Here is a 21,441-nt window from a genome sequence, read left to right on the forward strand (position 1 = left end):
AATGGATCCGTTGTTAATTGGTGTACTCGGCATTTGTTTGCTGCTAGCTTTTATTGCCACACGCTTTCCCATTGGTATCGCCATGGGGCTGGTGGGTTTTCTGGGCATTATCCTTATTATTGGCGTGACGCCCGCGATTGGCGTGGCCAAGGCCGTTCCCTATGAACTGGTGGGCGACTGGAACCTGTCGGCCGTGCCCATGTTTTTGCTGATGGGGTATTTCGCATCGGCTGCAGGCTTAACGCGCGGCTTGTTCAGTGCGGCCCGGATCTTCCTGGGTAAAGTACCCGGGGGGCTGGCGTCAGCGACCGTGTTGGCCAGCGCGCTTTTTGCGTCGGCCAGCGGCTCCAGCGTGGCGACTGCCGCCGCCTTTTCCCGCATTGCCGTTCCTGAAATGCTCAGGGCTGGTTATAAGCCATCTTTGGCCACAGCCTCGGTAGCGTCGGCAGGCACATTAGGCTCCCTGATTCCGCCCAGTGTATTGTTGATTATCTATGGGCTAATTACCGATCTGTCGATTGGCACGCTGTTTGTGGCGGCGGTGATTCCTGGCCTGCTTTCTGCCGTTGTATACATCGCCATGATTACCATTCGCTGCAAGCTGGATCCGTCCCTGGCGCCCCGAATCAATGAGACCTATACGGCAGAGCAAAAAAAAGAGGCGATCAGGGACATCTGGCCGTTGCCGCTGCTGATTGCCGGCGTCCTGGGCGGGATCTTCACGGGTGTGTTTACCGCGACCGAGGCCGGCGCCATCGGTGCATTCCTGGCGGTTGTCATTGCGGTTGTGCGGCGCCAGTTTACGTTGAAGGTGGCTGAAAAAGCCCTGTTCGATACGGCAGTCAGCACATCTGCCATATTTATTATTGTGGTGGGCGCTGCGATCTTCTCGCGCTTTATTGCGCTCTCAACGCTGCCGGTATGGGTGACCAGTTCGCTCAGTGGCCTTGATTTTATTACCGTCATTATCCTGATCTGTCTTGTTTATCTGGTGCTGGGCTGCTTCATGGAGAGCATTTCCATCATGCTGCTCACGCTGCCTGTGCTGTCTCCGCTATTGGATGGCTATGGCATCAATATGATCTGGTTTGGCGTGCTGGTGGTCAAATTGCTTGAGATCGGCCTGATCACGCCGCCGCTGGGCTTAAATGTGTATGTCATTCGCTCAAGCCTGGGTAAATCGGTCTCCCTGGGCACCATCTTCAAGGGCGTGACCTGGTTTATTGTTGCCGACATTTTCACGGTCGCGTGCATGATCGCCTTCCCGATCCTTACGCTCTGGCTGCCTTCTTTTATGCAATAAACAATTGAACATTATTCCAAGACAGATCGTTGTCACAGACGATCTGCAACCCAACGAGGAGCACAATCATGAAAAAAACTGTAATGACACTTGCAATTGCCAGCCTGCTGGCATCAACCGCCGCAATGGCCGCAAGCTACCGGGCCACCAACTGGCTGCAACCCATCCATACACTGAATGCAGAGCCATACCAGAAATTTGCCGAGGGTCTGAAAAAAGCCACCAATGACGAGATTGCCTTTACGGTGTATTCCGGGGGCGCGCTGGTGCCGGCCAAGGCAACCATTCAGGCCTTGCGCGACGGTACGGCGCAACTGGGTATCGTGTACGCCGGGTACACGCCGGCAGAGCTGCCCCTGAATAACGTGCTGGTCGACCTGGGCTTTCTGGTCAAGGACCCTATGGCCGCTGCCTTTGCCTATACCGAAATCAATCTGTCCAACAAGGATTTGATTAACGAATGGCAAAAGCAGGGCGTGATCTTTGCCGGTGGCTATTCAACGCCGATCTATAACTTCATGTGTGCCAAGCCCATTCAGTCTTTGGCGGATGCCAAGGGTAAAAAAATCCGTACAGCGGGCGGCACGCAAACCGACTGGGTCGCCAGCATTGGCGGCGTACCGGTTTCGGTGCCCATCGGCGACGTGTATACGGGCCTGTCGCGTGGCTCCGTGGACTGCACCATGGCCGAAGTGCCCAACCTGATCAACTCGAAATTCATTGAGGTTGCCAAATCCATTACGCGTCTTGACATGGGCGCCGTGCCCGGCGCGACTTATGTGCTGAATCCGGATTTCTGGAAGGAGCTGTCTGCCGAGCACAAGAAAACTATGGTCTCGCTGATGGCCAAAGGCCTGGCGGACCAGCAGGTGGGTTATTCGGCCCGGGCAGACGAAGCATTGAAGCTGGCGCAGGAGAAAATCAAGGTAATCAAGCCCGACCAGGATCTGGTTGACGCCCTGGCGGCGTTCCAGACCAGTTATATCAAAGAGCTGGCCAAATCTTCCGTGAAAGAACGCAAGATTGCAGACCCGACGAACCTGATCAACCAGTACACCAAGCTGGAAGCCAAGTGGAGCGGCCTGCTGGACAAGGTTGATCGCAAGGATGCCAATGCCGTGGCCAAATTGCTGGAACAGGAACTCTACAGCAAGATCAATACGGATACCTTCGTTTTGCCATAAGCGGAGCAGCCCCGATTCCAGAGGCGCGGGCCATGGACGGCCCGGGTAGATTACCGTTTTTCAGGAACAGACTATGAATCACGAGCGTGATAGTACCGTTGCGACAGTACGCAACCTTTACGCCAGGCAGGCGCATCTGATCGATAGCGGCCAGCACGATGACTGGGCGCATACCTTTACCCAGGATGGCCAATTTCACTCGCCTACTTATGGACAGCCAGCAATCGGATACGAGCAACTGGCAGGTATTTCAAAGGCGTTTAGCCAGGCTGCGCAAAAGAGCGGCGAACGCCATCGGCATCTGGTTGACAACATCTGGGTGGTTGAATGCGATGCGACCAGTGCCCAGGTGCGGGCTTACTTGTCGATTGTGGCAACCAAGGAGGCGGGCGAGACGCGAATACTGCGCATTGTCACGCTTGACGACCAGTTGGCCATGACGGAACAAGGGTGGCAGGTGAGCCGTCGCATGGTGACGTATTGATGGTGGGTTGAGGGAGCAGTGGCGGCATATTAAGGGCGACATACCGATTTCAGTTGGCAAGCCTGCAGGACGCGATGATGCTAGATGACGCGCGTTCACAGGTGTTTATGAATTTTTATTAAGGACGTAGAAGTGGAAAATCAATCGAATAACAAACAGCCGGCATTCAAACTCGCACAGTATCCGGAACTGGCCGGGCGCGTGGCAGTGGTAACCGGCGCGGCAAGAGGAATGGGCGCATGCTTTGCGGCAGGGCTGGCCAGCCAGGGCGTGCATGTGATTGGCGTGGACATCAATGAAGAAGAACTGAAGGCGGCGTTTGCCAAATCACAGGCGGCAGATGGCAAGACGCAAGGCGGTGGAACGCTTACCTCCCTGAGAGGCGATGTGACCTCCAGCGAGAGCCTGGTCCAGATCGCCGAAGAGGCCGTCAAACGGTTTGGTCGCCTGGATATGTGGGTCAGTAACGCCGGCGTGTTCCCGCAATCGGAGATAGGATCGGTGACGGCCGAGCAAGTACGACAGACATTCGGCGTTAATGTAGACGGAGTGTTCTTTGGGGCACAGGCGGCTGCAGACGTGATGCAACCGGGCGGCGTGATTGTGAACATGGCTTCTGTGGCGGCCTTCCGGGTACGGCGCGGCCGGGCCATTTACTCGGCAACCAAGGCTGCTGTACACAACCTGACCCGCTCGCTGGCGGTGGAACTGGGCGACAAGGGCATTCGGGTCAACGCCCTGGCGCCAGGGTTTATTGATACGGAAATGACTAACTGGGTGCGCGAAATACCGGGCGCCATGGACAAGGCCCTGGCCTCTATCCCGCTGGGCCATATCGGCACGCCCGAGCATGTACTGGGCGCATTGCTGTTTCTGGTCTCCGATTCTGCATCTTATGTATCGGGCCAGACGCTGGGCGTAGACGGGGGCTCGCGCCATGGCTGATCCCAAGGGAGCGGTAATCATTACAGGCGGTGCACAGGGCATGGGCCAATCCCATGCGCAGGCGCTGGCCCAGGCTGGTTGGCATGTTTGCGTGGCAGACGTCAAGGACACTGCCGCGACCGTCGCTGCCATTGGCGAGAACGGCGGCTCTGCCAGCGGCCATGTGCTGGACGTGACCGATTCCAAATCGTGGGAGGCGCTGGCCGATGACATTCGAAATAATCTGGGCCCATTGGTGGGGTTGGTCAATAACGCCGGTGTCTCGTATCGTCAGAGCATGGGCGACACGGACGATGCCAACTGGGACCGCGTCATGGCTGTGAACCTGACCGGCCCATTCTATGGCATGAGAACCATGGCACCGCTCATGCGTGAGAGCGGGGGCGGGTCTATCGTGAATATTTCTTCCATTTCCGGCCAGTTGGGTTACCACGGCGCGGCCTACGGGGCCAGCAAATGGGGCTTGCGTGGGCTGACTAAAACCGCTGCAGCCGAATATGCGCCCTGGGGCATTCGTGCCAACTCCATACACCCGGGCCTGATCGAGACCGCCATGGTCAATAGCGCCACGGCCTTTGTTGCGTCATCGCTCAAATCCATTCCCCTGGCGCGCGCCGGGCAGCCTTCAGAAGTGAGCGCCGCCGTGGTCTTTCTTATTTCTGAAGCCTCTTCATATATGAGCGGCAGTGAACTAACAGTGGATGGCGCGCTGGTTGCTGCCGGCACCTACTGGCGTATCAATCACGAGGCAGCCGAAGTATCACAGGGAGGCGACTTATGAACAACTGGGATGTGATTGTGATCGGCGCTGGGGGCGCGGGCCTGGCCGCCGCGATCTCTGCCGCCGAACAGGGCGCGCGCGTGGTCATTCTGGAATCGGAAAAAGAGATCGGCGGATCAACCCAATTGTCTGCTGGCATGTTTACCGCCGCCAACACCAGCGTGCAGCGTGCGCTGGGCGTGGAAGATTCTGCCGAGCGGTTTTTCCAGCACTACATGGACCTGAATCAGTGGCGCCTGCGCCCGGGACTGATCAAACGCTTTTGCGATGAATCGGGCCCCACGCTGGAATGGTTGATTACACTTGGCGTAGATTTCCCCGCCAAGTTCTCTACCAACGCTCACGACCCTGGCCTGATGCAGGCCGGCGTGGAAGACGTGTGGCGTGGCCATGTGCCCAAAGACCAGGGCTATGGCCTGGTTACCGCGCTGAACCAGCAACGACTGGCCAAAGGCATCGACCTGTTCCTGGATAACCGGGTAGAAGACCTGGTGGTGGAAGACGGGCAGGTGCGCGGCATCCGGATTGGTGGTGAGTTGATCGAGGCCTCTGCCGTGATTGTGGCCAGTGGCGGCTTTGCGCATAACAGCCACCTGCGCCGCCTGTATTACCCCGAAACGCTGGAAGCGGGCGAAGACCTGTTCATTGTTGCCGCGCCCGGCAGCCGGGGCGACCATATCCGCTTTGCCGAATCGTCCAACGCGGCACTCACCGGCCACGGCCAGGGCCTCTTGATGGTGACCTCTTATATACAGCGCCTGCACCACTGGCAGTCTGGCTTTCCGCCACGCTCGCGGATCTACATTAATCAGGCGGGCGACAGGTTCATGAACGAAGACATTCCCTATGCGGTATCGCCCGGCATTGTGCGTGACAACGGTGGCAGCGTATGGAACGTGTTCGATGAAAAAGCGCGCAACGCGCTGCCCGACGGCTACGCCCACTGGAACAAAGAACGCATTGAGCAAGACGCCAGGGCAGGGTACATGCTAAGTGCGGACACCCTGGAAGAACTCGCCGCCAAAATGCACGTACCGGCAGACCATTTGACTGCTGCTGTTGCGCGCTGGAACGAACAACTGCCCAATGGCCAAGACCCGGACTTCCTGCGCCAGGCGACCATGCAAAACAAGGGCGACACAAAGCCCCTTGAGCCCATCGCCCACCCGCCATACTACGCGGCCCGGACATGCCCTGCAGAACTGGTGTGCACACACACGGGCCTGACCATCGACACTGAAGCACGTGTATGCGATGTACGGGGCGCGGTGATTAAAGGCCTTTATGCGGCAGGCGAAGCAGGCGGTGGCGTGCTGGGCAACCGGTACGTGGGTGGCGGCAACTCCATCGCGAATGCGTTGACTATTGGGCGTATTGCGGGGGTGTCTGCGGCCAGAGATGCGGCGCAGAATGTTGAGCAGAGTACGGCAGCGGGATGATGTATTTGGATTTTTTTGATGAGACAGACTAACCATAGCCGGGCGAAAAGCAGCCTGGCCTTATTTGTGAAGCAAAAACCATGAATGACAATGACCAATTCCTGCAGCGCCTGAGCGCAGAAGACGAAATCAAGCGCGTATTACAGCTGTATTGCCGTGGCGTAGACCGGCGCGAGTTTGACCTGGTGCGCGGCGTTTACCACGCAGACGCCATGGACTACCACGGCCCCTACAACGGCAACATTGACGGCCTGATCCAATGGATGACCCGCCGTCATGAAGGCGTGGCGCAATCCATGCACCTGCTGGGCAACTGCCTGATCGACTGGCGCGGGGACGATGTTGCATTAGTGGAAACGTATTGTGTGACTTATCAACGGCTTAAGCCGGGTGACGGGGCCTCAACCTCGGACGTTGGATTGAAAGTAGGCGGCAGCGGACAGCAGACGCAGGTGCGGTGTCGATATCTGGACAGGTTTGAGAAGCGGGAAGGGGCGTGGAAGATAGCTAATCGGGTGGTGGCGTATGAGTCGTTGCTGCTGGAAGACGCGCCGGAGTCGCCGTTTGCGGAAGGGATGCAGATAGCGACGCGGGGGAGGGATGATCCGTTGTGGGGGTTGGTAGGGTAGGTGAAATATCACCGGGTTGCTGTCGGGTGTGACGACGAGTGGTGTGCCCGTGAGTCCGTCCAATGTCCAAAGATGTAATTCCCCCAAAGTTGTCTTGGGGAGCAAGTTAAAGTCAGCAGGAGAATTTGGATCAGTAGGTAGAAGCGCCCATCAAGTCTGTAATTAGGCTTATTGTGATTCTCTTTAGCCCGGTACAATTATTTTCTGATGTATTACACGCCGTACGCATACATAAGTGTATATTTCGGTGTCAGTTTAACGAAGATTCCTTAATTTATTAATTAAGCGGCAAATTCAAGGTGCATTGATTCAACTGAACTTCTTCAATTCTATGACATACGCTACGTTATTAGTAGTAGTACGTGACGACAATGTTGCTAAGTGTTACTATTTACGTCTTGAATGGAATGCTTATGGCAACTCGACGACAAAATTCACGACGAAACACGGCTCTCACTCAATTCGAGGAGTCAGCACGTACCATACTGAATTCCGTATGGAATGAGGTGGAACTGATACCGCTGGACGATCTTCCACAGGGCGATATTTCTGACGCGGCTTATCAAATATTTGAACATAATGAGATTGGGTGGAAATATTCCATCTTAATCCAAGTTGCTGGCAAGGCCGCCGACTTCGCTCTGGACGCGTTATGCCTTCAGAAACGTGGGGGTGAACCCGGTATGTGGGAACCCCGCGAATTTGCTAAAAGAGTAATAATTCCTTGGCACGCTAGCATCGGGGCTCCGCTTGGTACTTCAGGGGATCCATATGTAAATAATATTTTTCGTAGGCCTAGATTTGACCAAGAGATGAAAGCGGCAAGGCGTTCACCGGTGATGTTTGATTTAGTTAAGTCTATTCTCGATGACGTGCAGCGATCAACATCAGCTATGCAAGTCCAGGAAAAGTTGAAGCTTATTCTGGCACAGCTTAGGCGTTACATGGCAGGCAAGTCATTCGAATATCCAGTTCCTCAAAGGATTGGTTTGGTTGATACATTGAACTGCTTAACGACATATCTAAACGAATCCTCCGGAGGAACTCGTTTACAGGCAGTTGCACATGGACTAGTTTTAGCACTTCGCGCGAAAGGCATACACTACGATACCATTAGGGCTCGACACGTTAATGCGGCTGATGCTGCGACCCAAAGTGCAGGTGATGTTGAGTGCTCGATAGAGGGTACAAATGTTTTTACTATTGAGGTGAAGGATCGTGTACTTACTCTCGCTGAACTGGAGTACAGTATAGAAAAAGCACGTTTAGCCAATGTTTACGAACTTTTATTTTTCATCCATCGTCCAGGCGGCCGTATTATTGCCGAATCAGACAAAGCGACAATTGACGAGATAATATCAAGTCAATTTGCGCTTGGTTTGAATATATATATTGAACAGGCAGTTGAATTTTTGCGCTTCAGCTGCACCTTGCTCGGAGAGTCAGGACGGAAGTCTCTCCTTCAGCAAGTGGGGCAAGCATTGGGAGAACAAGGTGCTGATCCGAGACATCGGTGGGCTTGGAGTCAAGCTGTGCGGCAAATAGGAGGTACAGCGAGGAACTAAGCTGCAATTCCTGGCTGGTTGACCGTGATTAGCGCGGACAGTAATGCTTCACCAACAACCTTGGCTAGAAGTGGTGGCACTGCGTTCCCTATTTGGGAGTACTGACGACTGCGTGGGCCTGTAAACTCGAACCAATCCGGGAAAGTTTGGATCCGAGCAGATTCCCGGACGGTTAAACGCCGACAGTCAGCGACCTCACCTATGCGTGGTGAGCCACCATTAGCAAGAAATGTATGGTATTTCTTGAGTACTCCTTTAATATCTATTATATGGGTTCTATTGCCACCCGCGGTAGCTGGGATTGTATGGCTGGGACCATCCAAATTTAGTGGGCGCCCCTTTCCATTCAATAGCATCCCAGCGTAAGGACTTTTTCGCAAAATTGGATTCTTACAATAAACCACTTTTGCTGAGTTTGGAGCATCGTATGGAGCATCGTGAATAGCTTGGCGAACGCTGGCATACGGTGTCTGTCTCGGGCTGTTTGGTCCATGCGTTGGCTCAGGGAATTGAAATTGAACTCCTTTTGGAACCCCAATTATAAAAAGGCGCCTCCGATTTTGTGGCACACCATAATCTGCTGCGTTCAAAACCTTCCAATGAACTTCATAACCAAGTCTAGCTAGCGCCTTAATTTGAGTTTCTAAGTACGGTCGGAATTTTGCTGTCGTTAATCCATGGACATTTTCCATTAAAAAGGCCGCTGGCTTCGATTCTTTGACTGCCCGTACAAACTGGGGAACCATATCCCGGACGTCTTGTATTCCCAATTGCTTGCCACTCACGGAGAAAGGCTGACAGGGAGGGCCACCTGCAACCAAGCCTAAACCGGTGAATTCCGCAAAGTCGACATCTCGAATATCATCGCATAGATGATGAACTTCAGGCATATTGGCGCGATGAGTAGTCACAGCATCGGTGTCAATTTCAAGTGCAATTTGTACATCCCACCCAGCCAACTTCAGACCAAGAGAAAGGCCACCGGCCCCGGCAAAAAGATCTATTGCCTTATTTGAAGTCATGCTCAAGCTCCGATTACGCTTTGTAAACAATAATAAATTCGCTGATGTGGGACTTTCTGAAAATCCGCGGCCATCGTACCATCGCAGTTGCAAAAAAACAATTATGCAACCGCAATCTGTGGCTTCTACTGTACTCCAAAAGCTTTGCATTGATCGAACTATTACTTGTTAACCACTTGAACGGTGCGAGGCTCTGCGTATTACGTTACTAAAAGAATAGAGCCTTCGGTGTCAAAGTTGTAGTGGTTCTGTCAAAGATGTATAGTAGATCACCTGACAACAGCAATAGCGCCCCTCAGTATAGCCTTCAGAACGTACGGTTTAGCTACTGTATATAATATCAGTATTTTGGCTGCGGTTGCAACGAAAAGCATCATGTTTCGTATATGTACTTGCCGGGAGGGGTAGTGCGATTCACGGCGGCTACGATACGCCGGGTTTAAAAACTGTTGGAGTACGGAGATGTGAGCGTCAGAAAAAATCACGGAAGAACTCGCCGAGCACAATGTGAAGAAGCATGCAAATAAGTCCAACTTAGCTCCGCTCCTCAAATTATGTGCGCCTTTTTAAGGCGCGACTGAGCATGTACAGCGAACCGGGTCACATCAATGATATATATTGGCTTGGATCATCGTTGATGAGTGCCGACTAAACTTGCGCCACTGACAACAATCCAGTTTCGCGAAGTCTTTCATTTAACTTTCTTCTCTGTATCCTTGATTCCGTCAATGTCGACGATAATCATTTCGTCGCACACATTATCCTATCGTCCGGCGACACACCTTGACGATCAAGCTTTCGGGCAGTCAGCCGTCGCTCTCGATCCTACCGAGGGATGCGAAAACTCTTGCTCCCCCGATTCAGCCCTGAATGGTTCTGCTCCTGGAGGCGTTGAAATTTAGGGTTCCAGTGGTCGGTGGCGTGCCTGCAAAGAGGTGTGATGTTCCCTTGTAATGTAGGAAAAACTGTCGCGCTTCTGCTTGTCTCGTAGCATCCTGCTCATTGAGAACATTGCCGATATGCATGAGAATCCATGAACACAAATTGGCATCACCCATCGCAGCGTGGAGGTCAGCGATGGCTACGATTTTCACTTTCCGAATATACCGAACCATGGCGTCGAAAACCTCATGGGAGGTCGCATTTTTCGTATGCCAGATCCGACCAGAGACCATCAGCAGTCTGGCTTCTTCGTCCAGGCAGGAGAATAGGACGGCATCGCCATAATCATCGCTAGATGCCCACACCTCGTGTGACAGGATATTCCTGAGTTCGTATAGGTCCCGGAACAGAAGTCTCGCATAGTCAAATACGGACAAAATGACCGGGTCAGCCTCGCTGTATGGAAACGAGCACAGAAAATCTATTCTCGCCTTGGGATTCGGAAACTCCTTAAGTGTGCGCTTTGCCGTAAGAAGTTCAGCTCCGTGCGTTATGTAGATTATCTGCTGCAGAAGACTTTGCAGGAATGTACAGGATGAGACTATGGAAGTACTCAGGTCCCTGAAGCCTGTGGGAATGACCGCATCGGTTCCAGATCGTTGGGAGAGGGTCGTACTCTCGGTTATCAACTTGTAGTATTTTGGCACCCTTTCATTCCCATCTTTTTAAAACAAGGCAGCACTGGTCGAGTCTCTTTAGGCTCGAAATAAGCCGCTATTGTGTTACGTCGGCTGAAACACGTTTAAGTCGGACTACAGCGTGGAATCCACGGTTCTCTATGTCGCTTAGAGCGATCGCGGCAATCGATGTCAATATTGTACTATAGAGGCCAACCGGATTTTGTGGAGCCGCCATCCTCTACTACTATCTGCCGCTTACATTCAAGATGGGTTTACCGGACTCTCACGCATTATCAAACAATTTGACGACCAAATCAGACAGTAGACACAACGCGGTAAATGACGACGCCAGCGAGTCGTACTCATTCTGGAGCAAAGCTTCAGCCGGCACTTAGTTATCCTTGCGGCCTAGATAAGACCCTGCAAGTGACCTCGCCGACCGCTTACAGTAGAGGCTTCGTACTTCTGTACTATTGGCTTTAGGACATTCGAGGGGGTATGTTAAGAATTTTGGCGACCTCGCTCAGACGCTTTTTGGAGAACATCCATCCATAGCCGCCTCCTTTTAATTTTATCCATTTACCATTGATGGCGAGCAGGTTGTCCTTGAACTTAGTAGTGTCGCCAATAACAACTAGCGATTTTTCCGTATACTCAACCAATTTTATTGAGTCGGTATTTTTTTCTATAGGCTTGTTGGTTAGTGCTGGATCGACTAGGGGTGTTGCCTTCGCTTCTTTCACAACTTTTGCATTGACATGGGTTCCGACGGATATTCCTCTCATGACAATCGTTAGTTGCCGCATTAATTTCTGTTTCAGTTCATCAATATTGTTATATTCCTCTTGGATGCCTTTGTCCCTAATGGATTTTTTAAAATCCTTGAGCTTTTGTACCTGCTCTAGATCGGCGTCATCCATCACAACTGGTTTTTTGGAATAGTAGAGCATTACAGGTTTCTGTTGTTTTAGAAAAAGCTTTACTTCTTCTACCGTGCCACTGTCTTCGACTCCAGTGGGTGATCCCAGTCTTGTCCAAAATGCCCCAATTAACATGTCACAGTCCCGGACAATTTGACTATTTATTATCCCTTGAGGACGGTCACCCATAGCTGGTGCGCTGTGTGACTCCCATCTGACTGGTAGCAAAACTTTTCCCGTTTCTTGTGAATTTAGAGAATTCCAGTCGTGAATGGTTCGTGCAATCTCTTCTCTTTCTTCGTTTACATCTGATGGTGACGCTATTAGTACATTGAAAACTGTAGCGGAGTAGGCCAATTTTAATATCCTTTCTTATTGAGCTATAGAGGAGGTGGTATTTAGAATGAAGATTAAAAGTCGACAATCAGTCAATTAGTTGTCTGTCGCAGAAATCCAAATTTGTGTGTGGCATTGCGCAGCTAATCCTGGTATTTGTGATCGATAAAATCAATATGCTGACTATGGATATGGCTCGAGAGGTGTTATTCCTTGTGATCGAGCTAATAATCTTCGGATGCTTTGCTTGCCGACACTCTGGGTTCACCGTCTACCCAGAACAGTTCTGGAGTATGTCCTTTTGTCTCGGCGATGGCTTCTTTGAAAATGCGTAGTCGTTCAGGGGATGCTCCTCCATTGTCGATCACTAAGTAGATCCCTAGCAGACTCTTTTCTGACCGTTGATAGATAGGAAGTTGGACCTGGAAGCCTCTTAAAAGGCTCTTGTTACTTGTTAGTTTTATTTCAACTACTACTTTCCCTTTAAAGCCGGAGCTTATTTTGAAGTCAACAGGCCCACGTCCAGCATCACTCTCTGGAGAGAGGTCTAAATTGTTGGCTTCGCAGTATGCCGATGCCATGCCAAAAAACAGTAACTGTGCTGCAGATTCATGTTTGGCTTTGCCGTCTCGGTCATAGAGTAGTTTGCACAGTTGACCTTGCTCGACAAGATCTTTGAACTGTTCACATATTGCTTTCACAACTTTGAAGACTTGTATTGCTGTTGGGCTTCTGGGTAGAGATAAAGGAAGCAAGTGTTCTTGCGGCAAATTTTTTGTTGACTGATACCATCGAATTTGACCTAAAGGGTCATCGATGAAATCATAAGGGGCGATGTCAAATTTGAGGTATGCTTCGATGACATCCGCAAGAGTTTGGGGATCATTGAGAAAAGATTGTTTAAGACCATATTTCTTTTCTGATAGGGTCCTCTCTCGCCAAGACTCCCCAATATGTTTATTTAGCTCTCTCCTGAGTGCTTCATTTTGCTCAGCAATGAAAAAAACATCTTGCATATTTTCTGCAACAGGAAGCGCTCGCAATACATCTTTCGGAATCAGGACTATTGGCTTATTGGAAAATGGATTCTTTGGCAAATTTGCCCGGGGGTATACTTTAGAGAGCCTTTGTTGCTCCATAGGTATTTCGGTCTCATTGCATACTCGCTGTGTAAAGGAAATCAAATCGGGCATGATTATGGTGGCGATCATGTCGCTTATGAAATCCGGGCCGATTCCTTCCTCAAATACTCCTACTAGTTCAAAAATCGAGGGGTCGCTGTTGCCGGCCGCAATAATATCTTGTATGGTTTCGAGAAGTTGTGCTCTTATTTTAGGCCCCATTCCCCGCCCGTTCACCCCGGCTCCAGAGTAACCGATGGCTAAGCCTTTGACCTCAGGAAAAGTAAGTTGGGTGTTTGCCGTTCGCCAGAAAACATCGCCTTTTGTTTTTATTTTCTCAACTACAGTTAGCACGTCACAAAAGTGGGCAGACATTTTTCCAGCGCTCTGCGACAGTTCAGGAGCCTTTGTAGTATCTAATAGCCGGGGATCGATGAATAGGCGAGTATCAATACCCAGAATTGGATCAAGCGCCCCCGTTTCGTCAAAAACAGCCGCGTCAACACCATAGTAGTCTGATAAACTTTGTACTGACACGTTAGTCCTCGAAATGGCTGTTACTATAAGTTACCATAGTTTCAAATAGTCTCAATCAGGGGAATCCCTTAAGGAGGTTTGGATTAAACAGGCATCGGTCTTGGTATCTATTAAGCATCCGGTAAACCTGCATTACCATGGCCGCGCAAGCAACCACTGTCTTTTTAGAGATCAGATATCCGGTTTTACGGGATCCAATTCTTGGTGCCTGCTATTCGGATGTCGGCAGGCCCGTCCTGACGTCCGTCAGTTAAGTATGCAGAACGTGCCCATTCATTTTGGCTGACCGGAACAGACTAATGACGGCCGCCGCGCGGCGACTCGATACGAGTCGGCGAACAGCTAGATTTTCGGCTCGGTTATTATTGTTGGGCAATCGGCCGAGCCTGTTGTTCTCACTGGTATTGGCGCGCTTGAGGGACTACAGCGCACCGGGTCGATTCCTTGTCAGATTTGCATGACTTCACGCTGCCATTTAGCGCGGTGCTGAGCATGTTACACAGGCCCGAGGATCGACGAGCTCAGGTTATTGTGCTTGGAATTACAGATGATATTATTAAAAGAAAAGTATCCGAACTCTATTGTCTGATGTCCCGGCCCGTGCCACTGTGAATAAACCAAGCCTCATCCACACAATATTTCCAGCCGCAATCGACGGCGCTGCGAATAACGCATTCATCGCCCAGCGTCCAACACCACCCCCAACCCCTCCCTCAAATCCCTAACAAACTCCCCCGGCACCTCCAGCGACGGAAAATGCCCCCCAACTTCAGGCTCTCTCCATCTCACAATCTTCCGATACCGCTCCTGCGCCCAGGGGCGCGGACACTTCTCAATATCCCTGGGATAAATGCTGATTGCCGCCGGCACATCCACCCGTAGTTCCGGATCAAGCGAGTTGTGGCTTTCATAATAGATGCGGGCGGCGGATGCGCCGCTGCGTGTTAGCCAATACAGGGTAACGTTGTCAAGAATGCGGTCCCGGGAGATCCGCTCGAATGGGCTGTCTTCGCTGTCTGTCCACTCATAAAATTTGTCCATGATCCAGGCCAGCAGCCCGACTGGGGAGTCCACGAGCACGTAGCCAGTGGTCTGGGGGCGGGTCGCCTGTTGCTTGGCGTATGCAGCGCGGTTGCGCCAGAAATCGTGGGTTTGCTCGGTCCATTGGCGCTCGGCCGTCGTCAGCCCATCTGTTGTCAACCCTGGCGGCGCTTGCGCGAGCGTAGAGTGGATGCCAAGAACGTGTTCAGGGAACCGGCCGGCCAGGATGGTGGTGATCACGCCTCCCCAGTCGCCGCCATGCGCGACAAACTTGCTGTAGCCCAACCTTCCCATCAGTTCCACCCAGGTGGCTGCGATTTTCTCGGTTCCCCAGCCGGTGGTGGTCGGCTTGTCGCTGTAGCCAAAGCCGGGCAGCGACGGGGCCATAACATGGAACGCCGGGGCGTCAGCGTCTTTGGGGTCTGCCAGCTCGTCGATGATATCGACAAATTCGGCAATGCTGCCTGGCCAGCCGTGCGTCATGATCAGGGGCGTGGCGTTAGCACGCTTAGACCGGCGGTGCAGGAAGTGAATTCCCAAGCCATCGATAGTCGTTCGGAACTGGCCAATCTGATTCAGGCGCGCTTCGAACGCTCGCCAATCATATTCGGTGCGCCAGTAGTTCACGACATCGATAAGGTCGGCTAGCGGCACGCCCTGGTCCCAGCGGTGCGGGTCGGGGGCGGGGCGATAGACCGTCTCGGCCTCTGGCAGCCGCGCTGCGGCTAATCTGGCACGCAGATCGTCCAGGTCGGCGTCGGTTGCGTGGGCTTCAAATGCGTGTACTTCGCTGGTCAGACTAGGCATGACATCTCCTTGCGATCGTGGATCCGGCCACAAACTATTGCGAACCGGCTAAGATGGTTGTAACATGTCATCAATAATAACGTCAACCAGCTAAGGTGGTTCCATGCGTGCTGAATATCCTGACTTTCGCCTCGGCAATGTGCTGGCAACAAGCTTTACGGGGACGCTTTCCGAGCGTTGCGGCAATCCTATCGAGCGTATTCCTACGCCGCAGCGGCTTGTTGACTGGCTGGCCGTCTATGGCCTGGCGGTAAAAACGTGTACGACGGCCCAGTTCAACCGCGCGCGGGAACTAAGGGAGGCTATTCACGCCGCCGCGACAGCTGCCGCGATCGGGCGCGCGCTGCCTACGCCTGCGGTGCAGGTCATCAATTACTACAGCGCCCAGGGCAGGGCTGCTGCATTCCTGACGCCCGAAGGCAAGCGGCAATGGAAGCTTGGCTCGACATCCAGTGTGGAAGATGCTTTGGGCGTAATTGCTGCCGATGCGATCAGCATCCTGGCAGGCGAACGGGACGGCAAACTGGCTTTGTGTGCGTCACCAAGCTGCCAGGCCGCGTTCTTTGACACTAGCCAGAGTCGTACGCGCAGATGGTGCGATATGGGTACGTGCGGGAATAAGGAGAAGAAAGCGCGGTTTGTTGCGAAACGGCGGAAGAAGGCCAAGTTGGGGGAGTAACTGTTACGGTGGCTATGTCCAGGCGTAGGCAAAACTTCGGCACATCTCTTGCATTGAGTATATAAAGGCTTTGCTCGGATAGAGGCCTGTGGCTTGATCTAGTCAATATTAATCAGTATGATTGATTTTGAATCAAATATACCAAGAGGTGGATACTATGCCTAAAGCCGAAACACGCGTGCTTACCGCGCACGTCCCCGTACTGTTGGCAGAGAAAGTGGATCAATTGGCAGATCGACTTGAACGTTCTCGTGGCTGGATTATGAAACAAGCACTGTCAGCCTGGATCGCCCAGGAGGAAGAGCGCGACCGCCTGACACAGGAGGCGCTGGCCGAAGTGGATGATGGTCATTTTGTTGATCATCAAGCCGTGCAAGCTTGGGCTGACAGCCTGAGCGACCAGGAACCACTGCCGGTACCTCGCTCATGATCTTGAAGTGGACTAGCAAGGCGCTTTCCGATTTGGCGCGTTTATACGAATTTTTAGCCCCAGTGAACAAGTCAGCCGCCGCCCGAGCGGTGCAACAACTGACCAAAGCTCCAACTATCTTGCTAACCAACCCGCGCATTGGCGAACAACTGTTTCAGTTCGAGCCACGTGAGGTGCGACGCATTCTGGCAGGACAATATGAAATTCGCTACGAAATTCAGGGCGAAACAATCTATGTGCTGCGGTTGTGGCACACCAGGGAATATCGGTAATTCAGTTGAGCCCGCGCAGCTGGGTGCGTTATAGCGTTATTTAATTCTAATATTTCGATGAGAGTTGTTTAATGAATACGGAAAAGCCCAAGCGCACCCTGACGTTACTGGAGACATTACAATACATTGAACCCTTAAGTTCGGGTAGGGATCGGACTCATCCAATGAGAAAAGCACAACAAATCTCCAATTGGCTACTCGGTTTCAGTTTCTTGTGTTTTGTACTTGTGGGAGGGTTCGCACTTTGGCACATGTACCACCCTCTCTCGTCAGGAGTGAAGTTCACCGCGATCACTATCGGTTTGTTATGTCAAATATTAGCGCTGTTGGCAATAATGATCTCACCCATTTGTGCAGTGTTCAGTCTTTGCCGATGGAAAAAAATCAGTTGGCAGACTTTCCTGAATGAAGTCAAAAAAGAACAAAAACATGTTGCTCGCTTAGTTCGTTTTTGCCCATCTGAACTTCAAATGGTAGAACAACACCTGATTTTGAAATTAAGACGTGTGGAAGGGCGTATAACTGTAATATTGGGAAAGGAGACAGCTGTTCTCTCTCTTCTTGCTCTTACTATCCCAATAATAAAAGACCTGGATTCGCTAGGATGGTTCGATAGAGTATTTAATGAAAACCTGTTTGCGAACTCTTGGGGTGGTGCCTTATTCTACTTTCTTATGTTCATTTTGGGCTTATCACTTGGCTCACTCGCCTTAAAGCCTGTTTATGAATATTATCGCTATAAGCTAGACTTGGTACAGCTTGCACTGAATAAAGTAAACGATCAAAAGAAAAAATAAAAAGGTAGTTAAGCAGTGGTACGGATGTTAATTTCTAATACACTCTGCTCCCGTACGATTCGACACTTGCCCGGGTCACTCCCGTAGATGATCCAACATGAACATGTTTGAGAGTTATGACAAGAACGCGCGGTGAATTTGCCATCGAGACAGGATAGGCTCCTCACTGGATATCGAGACTGCATTAATCAGTCGCCTGCCCATTCGGCCGCAACCGTTTTTTGCGTCGCTGCTCCCGCATCACGGCCTGCAGCGCCTTGACCACGGAGTCGGGTGCGGGTGTCTGGCCGCAGTTACCGGCCAGATTGTTGGTTTCCAACGGGTCTTCGCTCAGGTTGTACAGCTCGAATTCGGCCGGGCCGCCTTCAGGCTGTGGGCTAATGCTTTGGTCCGGGTTGCTGGCTCCGCCCCAGAATTTGGGGTTGCTGTAGTAGTGCGAGTATTTCCACAGCTGTTTTTCGCCGATATCATTGATTAGATGTGTGATAACGGTTTCTATATGGCTGGGCTCGGCTATGGGCGAATACGGGTTGCCGCGTGGATTGACGTCGCTCAGGCCTTCGCTCACCTCGTCATCTGTCATGAAATAGAGCGCGTCGTCACTGTTGCCGCTGGCGCCGCTGCTGCGCACCAGTTCGGACAGGTCTGCACCCACCAGCGGATGTACTTCGGAATGGCTGGGTTGCAGCTCGCTGGCGGCTTGTTCCTGGCTGATGCCGGCCAGGCCCAGGAGGGTAGGAAGGATGTCTACATGACTGCTTAATGCCTGGCTGTGTTTCTGGCCGCTGAACAAGGTGGGATTGGATATGATGAATGGAATATGCAGGGATTCTTCGTAGGCGTTATACCATTTCTGGTGCATGCCGCCGTGCGCGCCCAGCATATCGCCGTGATCGGATGTGTAGATGACGATTGTGTTTTCGAAGAACCGGCTGTTGCGCAGCCTTTGGTAAACCTTAAGGATTTCCTGATCAACCACGTACTGCAGGTAGTAATACATCTGGAAGTACTGAGGGATGGTCGGGTTGCGGAAGAACATTTCACCGTATTTTTCAGCATAATCCTTCTGCGCGCGTGGCTTGGTGGACAAATCCTCGCAGCGGGTCGGCGGCAGCGGCAGGTTCAGGTTCTTGATGAAATCCGGAAAATCATAGTTGTAGCCGAAGCCCTTTAGCCACGGCGTGCCGAAGAACACGATGTCATGCGGATTGGTGAACGAGGCCACAGTCAGCCAGGGTTGATCGCTGTCATCGTTTTCCAGCGAGTCCAGCAGGCTGATAATCTGCTGGGCAAAGCCCGGGTCGCGGTTAACGCCCGCGTTGGCTTTGGCCGAGCCATGCGGGTCGGGGCCGATCCAGCCTTCGAAGCCATATTCATTCAGTTTATTTGCTGATTTATACAGTTCCTGCGCGCGCGGTATGGATGTGCCGTCGTCATTGGTGCTCATCATGACATCCACACTGCCGGGCAGAATGATGTCCGGGTGCGATAGATGCCATTTGCCGCGGTAGAAGGTGCGATAGCCGCCGGCGCGAAAATAATCGCCCATGGTGGGTACGGTGTTGGGGTCCAGATAGAACATGCTCGGGTCGTACCATTCTTTGGCCATGCCAGACGTTTGCGTGACGCCATGCAGGGAAGGGTACTGGCCGGTGTAAATACTTGTCCGGCTGGGGCTACAGGCCGTGCTGGCGGTGTAATGCCGGTGCATCTCCAGGCTGTTTTCGCGCAGCGCGGCCATGCCTTGCAGATACTCCTGGCGATATTGTCGAATACTCGCGCCTTCATAGACCGGAGGGTAACGCTCCTCGTCAGTGGTAATAATCAGGAAATTGAATTGCCCATTGTTCTCTGCCATGACCAGGATCTCCTTAGTTTGCAGGTGGATGAGAGGGGGTATAACCTTGATTTTTGTGTGGCGTTTGATTGAGTAAAGCAGGGTAGTGGCGGCGCTCAGGGTATCGAAGGTACCCAAGTGCCATGGCGTCGACCAACGCTGTTTGCCGGGCGATATTCTTGATTCGATTGTGTATGCGACCGTGGATGACGGTCCTGTGTTTGCAGCGGATCGCGTGGTCTGGCGCAGGGTTAATGATGCGGCGGGGCGTCATGGTTACGCAAAGAGCCAGGCAGATGCCGTGGCACTCATTCGCCTGGTCGCGCTTATGCTTTGATTGGAGGTTCCGCAGTTTGGCATCGGTCAGCATGGATTCTGTACGTCCCTACTTCGAGTACCATGCTCACCAGACCTGCAGATATTGACAATACCATTGGCAACTTTAGTGAAGCGACTTTATTGAAGCGGCCTGGTAAGGAGGCTCTGGCATGGGAAGAGCCGATGGCGCTTATTATGCCATATGAATTAGAAAAATGGTCATGCCATTTGACAGCCTGCCTTGCTGTTATTGCTCATGGTCTCGACTAAGTTGGGCAGAAAAAGGTAGGGCTATCGCACTTGCGAGTTGGGTACGCTGTTTAGTCTGACCCGCCGCCGCCACTATCACCACCACTGCCACCACCACAGTCGCCGCCCGCATCCGAGACGCTGCAATGCGTGCCCCCATCAGCCCAGCTCTCGGTGCCGACCGCGCCTGTATAGATGACCGCACTTGAGGTGTCCCGTCGTTTGCGCACTTGATATCGCTTAATATCACGCCACGCCAACAAAGCGATGATGACTAAGGCGGCGCCGACCAGTAGTAATTGCCCCCCGTTCATTCTGTTTCCACGTTGTGCTTGATTACGATTGGCATTATAAGGTTTCGAGCTGGGCACGCCTGTTACGCACCTTGTTGGCGGACAACAAATAGATGACTGCTACATCCCAAATAACGATATTTATAAATGTAGCGTCATGAAGACGCTATGGGGGTCTTCGACGTACTCACCAAAGGGATCACAATACGTGAAGCCGAAGCTTTCGTATAGCTTTCTGGCTGCCAGAAATTCCCCCATTGTGCCAGTTTCCAGGCTCAATCGTTCGTATGCTCTTGACCTGGCAATGTCAATCACATGTGCAAGAATGGCTCGCCCTGCGCCGTTGCGACGAAGTGCCTGGGGCGTACGCATGGACTTGACCTCGCCATGTTTACTATCCAGTTCTTTTAAGGCGCCACAACCAAGCAGTCGCGGACCGTCCCAGGCTGTCCAAAATGTGATGTCTGGCTGCCGGAGTTTGTCAAGATCCAATGCGTGTACACTCTCTGGCGGTGAGAGTTCGTACATGCTCTGCAAGTGTTCGTTGAGAAGGGCCTGAGTCTCATCGCGTGAAAGGTCGTCGATCTCGATCTTCATTGTGGCTTGTTCCGTATGTTTAGTGCGTGCCAAATGAATGGCGTTGTGAGCAATTCGCGCTCGCTGATCTGCCAATCTCTGCAGATTCACGGCAGATACATCAGGCAGTCATATTTCATTCGTGTACGGGAAGCGGCGCGTTCCAGGAGCACGATTTTATTCGCTTACTCGCTGTCTTTGATTCAAAAATGAATGACGCCAATAACAGGTGTCGGTTACACAACGCATTTACAAAATTTCATCTCTGGCCATCATTATCCGGCAAAAAAAATTCATAAAATCGTCACTAATTA

At 52.1% G+C, this 21,441-nt stretch carries 22 protein-coding genes; 14 read left to right on the forward strand and 8 right to left on the reverse strand.

Annotated elements, in window-relative coordinates:
- The first annotated feature begins 1 nt into the window (after position 1).
- From EV681_RS15020 to EV681_RS15055, 8 genes are all read left to right on the forward strand, one after another.
- Entirely contained in the window at positions 2–1,303 is a 1,302-nt protein-coding gene (locus tag EV681_RS15020; RefSeq protein WP_130304437.1) for a TRAP transporter large permease, read from the forward strand.
- Positions 1,304–1,371: 68 nt separating this feature from the next.
- Positions 1,372–2,487 carry a C4-dicarboxylate TRAP transporter substrate-binding protein gene (locus tag EV681_RS15025; RefSeq protein WP_130304438.1) on the forward strand — a complete coding sequence of 372 codons (1,116 nt, stop codon included), beginning with the start codon at positions 1,372–1,374 and terminating at the stop codon, positions 2,485–2,487.
- Between the two features lie 73 nt (positions 2,488–2,560).
- Positions 2,561–2,971 carry a nuclear transport factor 2 family protein gene (locus EV681_RS15030; protein WP_130304439.1) on the forward strand — a complete coding sequence of 137 codons (411 nt, stop codon included), beginning with the start codon at positions 2,561–2,563 and terminating at the stop codon, positions 2,969–2,971.
- A 132-nt stretch (positions 2,972–3,103) separates the two neighbouring features.
- On the forward strand, positions 3,104–3,916 hold the full coding sequence (locus tag EV681_RS15035) for an SDR family NAD(P)-dependent oxidoreductase (protein WP_207227079.1): 813 nt from the start codon (positions 3,104–3,106) through the stop codon (positions 3,914–3,916).
- Positions 3,909–4,697: an SDR family NAD(P)-dependent oxidoreductase gene (locus tag EV681_RS15040; RefSeq protein ID WP_130304440.1), complete on the forward strand. Its 789-nt coding sequence runs from the start codon at positions 3,909–3,911 to the stop codon at positions 4,695–4,697. Before EV681_RS15035 ends, EV681_RS15040 begins: the two co-directional genes overlap by 8 nt.
- Positions 4,694–6,136, forward strand: coding sequence for an FAD-dependent oxidoreductase (locus EV681_RS15045; RefSeq protein ID WP_130304441.1), 1,443 nt, complete (start codon positions 4,694–4,696; stop codon positions 6,134–6,136). The genes EV681_RS15040 and EV681_RS15045 overlap by 4 nt, the downstream gene beginning before the upstream one ends.
- Positions 6,137–6,216: 80 nt before the next feature.
- Positions 6,217–6,765 carry a nuclear transport factor 2 family protein gene (locus EV681_RS15050; RefSeq protein ID WP_130304442.1) on the forward strand — a complete coding sequence of 183 codons (549 nt, stop codon included), beginning with the start codon at positions 6,217–6,219 and terminating at the stop codon, positions 6,763–6,765.
- Positions 6,766–7,178: 413 nt separating this feature from the next.
- Positions 7,179–8,330, forward strand: coding sequence for a restriction endonuclease, SacI family (locus EV681_RS15055; protein ID WP_165393065.1), 1,152 nt, complete (start codon positions 7,179–7,181; stop codon positions 8,328–8,330).
- On the opposite strand, the gene EV681_RS15060 is transcribed toward EV681_RS15055, so the two are convergent.
- The 5 genes from EV681_RS15060 to EV681_RS15080 form a co-directional block, all read right to left on the reverse strand.
- Entirely contained in the window at positions 8,327–9,352 is a 1,026-nt protein-coding gene (locus EV681_RS15060) for a DNA cytosine methyltransferase (protein ID WP_130304444.1), read from the reverse strand. The genes EV681_RS15055 and EV681_RS15060 overlap by 4 nt on opposite strands.
- An 860-nt stretch (positions 9,353–10,212) precedes the next feature.
- Positions 10,213–10,941 (reverse strand): hypothetical protein, encoded by a 729-nt coding sequence (locus EV681_RS15065; protein WP_130304445.1) that lies wholly within the window; start codon positions 10,939–10,941, stop codon positions 10,213–10,215.
- Between the two features lie 452 nt (positions 10,942–11,393).
- Complete coding sequence (locus tag EV681_RS15070) at positions 11,394–12,191, reverse strand: hypothetical protein (protein WP_130304446.1); 798 nt, start codon at positions 12,189–12,191, stop codon at positions 11,394–11,396.
- A gap of 203 nt (positions 12,192–12,394) precedes the next feature.
- The gene (locus tag EV681_RS15075) at positions 12,395–13,828 is read right to left on the reverse strand and encodes a hypothetical protein (protein WP_130304447.1); all 1,434 of its coding nucleotides are present in this window, start codon (positions 13,826–13,828) and stop codon (positions 12,395–12,397) included.
- A gap of 675 nt (positions 13,829–14,503) precedes the next feature.
- A complete protein-coding gene (locus EV681_RS15080) occupies positions 14,504–15,676 on the reverse strand; it encodes an epoxide hydrolase family protein (protein WP_130304448.1) in 1,173 nt (390 codons plus the stop codon).
- A gap of 103 nt (positions 15,677–15,779) precedes the next feature.
- Between EV681_RS15080 and EV681_RS15085 the strand changes: the two genes are divergently transcribed.
- The 4 genes from EV681_RS15085 (at position 15,780) to EV681_RS15100 (ending at position 17,854) form a co-directional block, all read left to right on the forward strand.
- Complete coding sequence (locus tag EV681_RS15085) at positions 15,780–16,355, forward strand: CGNR zinc finger domain-containing protein (protein WP_130304449.1); 576 nt, start codon at positions 15,780–15,782, stop codon at positions 16,353–16,355.
- A gap of 157 nt (positions 16,356–16,512) precedes the next feature.
- On the forward strand, positions 16,513–16,785 hold the full coding sequence (locus EV681_RS15090; protein ID WP_130304450.1) for a CopG family ribbon-helix-helix protein: 273 nt from the start codon (positions 16,513–16,515) through the stop codon (positions 16,783–16,785).
- Positions 16,782–17,057 carry a type II toxin-antitoxin system RelE/ParE family toxin gene (locus EV681_RS15095; protein WP_130304451.1) on the forward strand — a complete coding sequence of 92 codons (276 nt, stop codon included), beginning with the start codon at positions 16,782–16,784 and terminating at the stop codon, positions 17,055–17,057. The genes EV681_RS15090 and EV681_RS15095 overlap by 4 nt, the downstream gene beginning before the upstream one ends.
- A 71-nt stretch (positions 17,058–17,128) precedes the next feature.
- On the forward strand, positions 17,129–17,854 hold the full coding sequence (locus EV681_RS15100; protein WP_165393066.1) for a hypothetical protein: 726 nt from the start codon (positions 17,129–17,131) through the stop codon (positions 17,852–17,854).
- A 184-nt stretch (positions 17,855–18,038) separates the two neighbouring features.
- On the opposite strand, the gene EV681_RS15105 is transcribed toward EV681_RS15100, so the two are convergent.
- A complete protein-coding gene (locus EV681_RS15105) occupies positions 18,039–19,712 on the reverse strand; it encodes a sulfatase family protein (RefSeq protein ID WP_130304453.1) in 1,674 nt (557 codons plus the stop codon).
- Between the two features lie 85 nt (positions 19,713–19,797).
- Here EV681_RS15105 and EV681_RS15110 point away from each other — a divergent pair, with 85 nt between their 5' ends.
- Positions 19,798–20,028, forward strand: coding sequence for a hypothetical protein (locus EV681_RS15110; protein ID WP_130304454.1), 231 nt, complete (start codon positions 19,798–19,800; stop codon positions 20,026–20,028).
- 62 nt (positions 20,029–20,090) lie between these two features.
- Positions 20,091–20,279 carry a hypothetical protein gene (locus EV681_RS15115; protein ID WP_130304455.1) on the forward strand — a complete coding sequence of 63 codons (189 nt, stop codon included), beginning with the start codon at positions 20,091–20,093 and terminating at the stop codon, positions 20,277–20,279.
- 50 nt (positions 20,280–20,329) lie between these two features.
- Here the strand turns inward: EV681_RS15115 and EV681_RS22555 are convergent, their stop codons facing one another.
- Positions 20,330–20,572 (reverse strand): hypothetical protein, encoded by a 243-nt coding sequence (locus EV681_RS22555; RefSeq protein ID WP_165393067.1) that lies wholly within the window; start codon positions 20,570–20,572, stop codon positions 20,330–20,332.
- Between the two features lie 120 nt (positions 20,573–20,692).
- The gene (locus tag EV681_RS15120) at positions 20,693–21,148 is read right to left on the reverse strand and encodes a GNAT family N-acetyltransferase (protein ID WP_130304456.1); all 456 of its coding nucleotides are present in this window, start codon (positions 21,146–21,148) and stop codon (positions 20,693–20,695) included.
- Positions 21,149–21,441 lie beyond the last annotated feature (293 nt).

It is taken from the genome of Advenella incenata, from assembly GCF_004217095.1.
In the GTDB taxonomy this organism is placed as follows: Bacteria; Pseudomonadota; Gammaproteobacteria; order Burkholderiales; family Burkholderiaceae_B; genus Advenella; species Advenella incenata.

Excerpts from the sequence above, each read along its gene's own strand:
- EV681_RS15055 (WP_165393065.1), top strand. The coding sequence starts at position 7,179 with ATGGCAACTCGACGACAAAATTCACGACGAAACACGGCTCTCACTCAA.
- EV681_RS15095 (WP_130304451.1), top strand. The coding sequence starts at position 16,782 with ATGATCTTGAAGTGGACTAGCAAGGCGCTTTCCGATTTGGCGCGTTTA.
- EV681_RS15025 (WP_130304438.1), top strand. The coding sequence starts at position 1,372 with ATGAAAAAAACTGTAATGACACTTGCAATTGCCAGCCTGCTGGCATCA.
- EV681_RS15115 (WP_130304455.1), top strand. The coding sequence starts at position 20,091 with ATGCTCACCAGACCTGCAGATATTGACAATACCATTGGCAACTTTAGT.
- EV681_RS15090 (WP_130304450.1), top strand. The coding sequence starts at position 16,513 with ATGCCTAAAGCCGAAACACGCGTGCTTACCGCGCACGTCCCCGTACTG.
- EV681_RS15050 (WP_130304442.1), top strand. The coding sequence starts at position 6,217 with ATGAATGACAATGACCAATTCCTGCAGCGCCTGAGCGCAGAAGACGAA.
- EV681_RS15105 (WP_130304453.1), bottom strand. The coding sequence starts at position 19,712 with ATGGCAGAGAACAATGGGCAATTCAATTTCCTGATTATTACCACTGAC.
- EV681_RS15080 (WP_130304448.1), bottom strand. The coding sequence starts at position 15,676 with ATGCCTAGTCTGACCAGCGAAGTACACGCATTTGAAGCCCACGCAACC.
- EV681_RS15040 (WP_130304440.1), top strand. The coding sequence starts at position 3,909 with ATGGCTGATCCCAAGGGAGCGGTAATCATTACAGGCGGTGCACAGGGC.
- EV681_RS15030 (WP_130304439.1), top strand. The coding sequence starts at position 2,561 with ATGAATCACGAGCGTGATAGTACCGTTGCGACAGTACGCAACCTTTAC.
- EV681_RS15045 (WP_130304441.1), top strand. The coding sequence starts at position 4,694 with ATGAACAACTGGGATGTGATTGTGATCGGCGCTGGGGGCGCGGGCCTG.
- EV681_RS15020 (WP_130304437.1), top strand. The coding sequence starts at position 2 with ATGGATCCGTTGTTAATTGGTGTACTCGGCATTTGTTTGCTGCTAGCT.
- EV681_RS15120 (WP_130304456.1), bottom strand. The coding sequence starts at position 21,148 with ATGAAGATCGAGATCGACGACCTTTCACGCGATGAGACTCAGGCCCTT.
- EV681_RS15060 (WP_130304444.1), bottom strand. The coding sequence starts at position 9,352 with ATGACTTCAAATAAGGCAATAGATCTTTTTGCCGGGGCCGGTGGCCTT.
- EV681_RS22555 (WP_165393067.1), bottom strand. The coding sequence starts at position 20,572 with ATGAACGGGGGGCAATTACTACTGGTCGGCGCCGCCTTAGTCATCATC.
- EV681_RS15085 (WP_130304449.1), top strand. The coding sequence starts at position 15,780 with ATGCGTGCTGAATATCCTGACTTTCGCCTCGGCAATGTGCTGGCAACA.
- EV681_RS15100 (WP_165393066.1), top strand. The coding sequence starts at position 17,129 with ATGAATACGGAAAAGCCCAAGCGCACCCTGACGTTACTGGAGACATTA.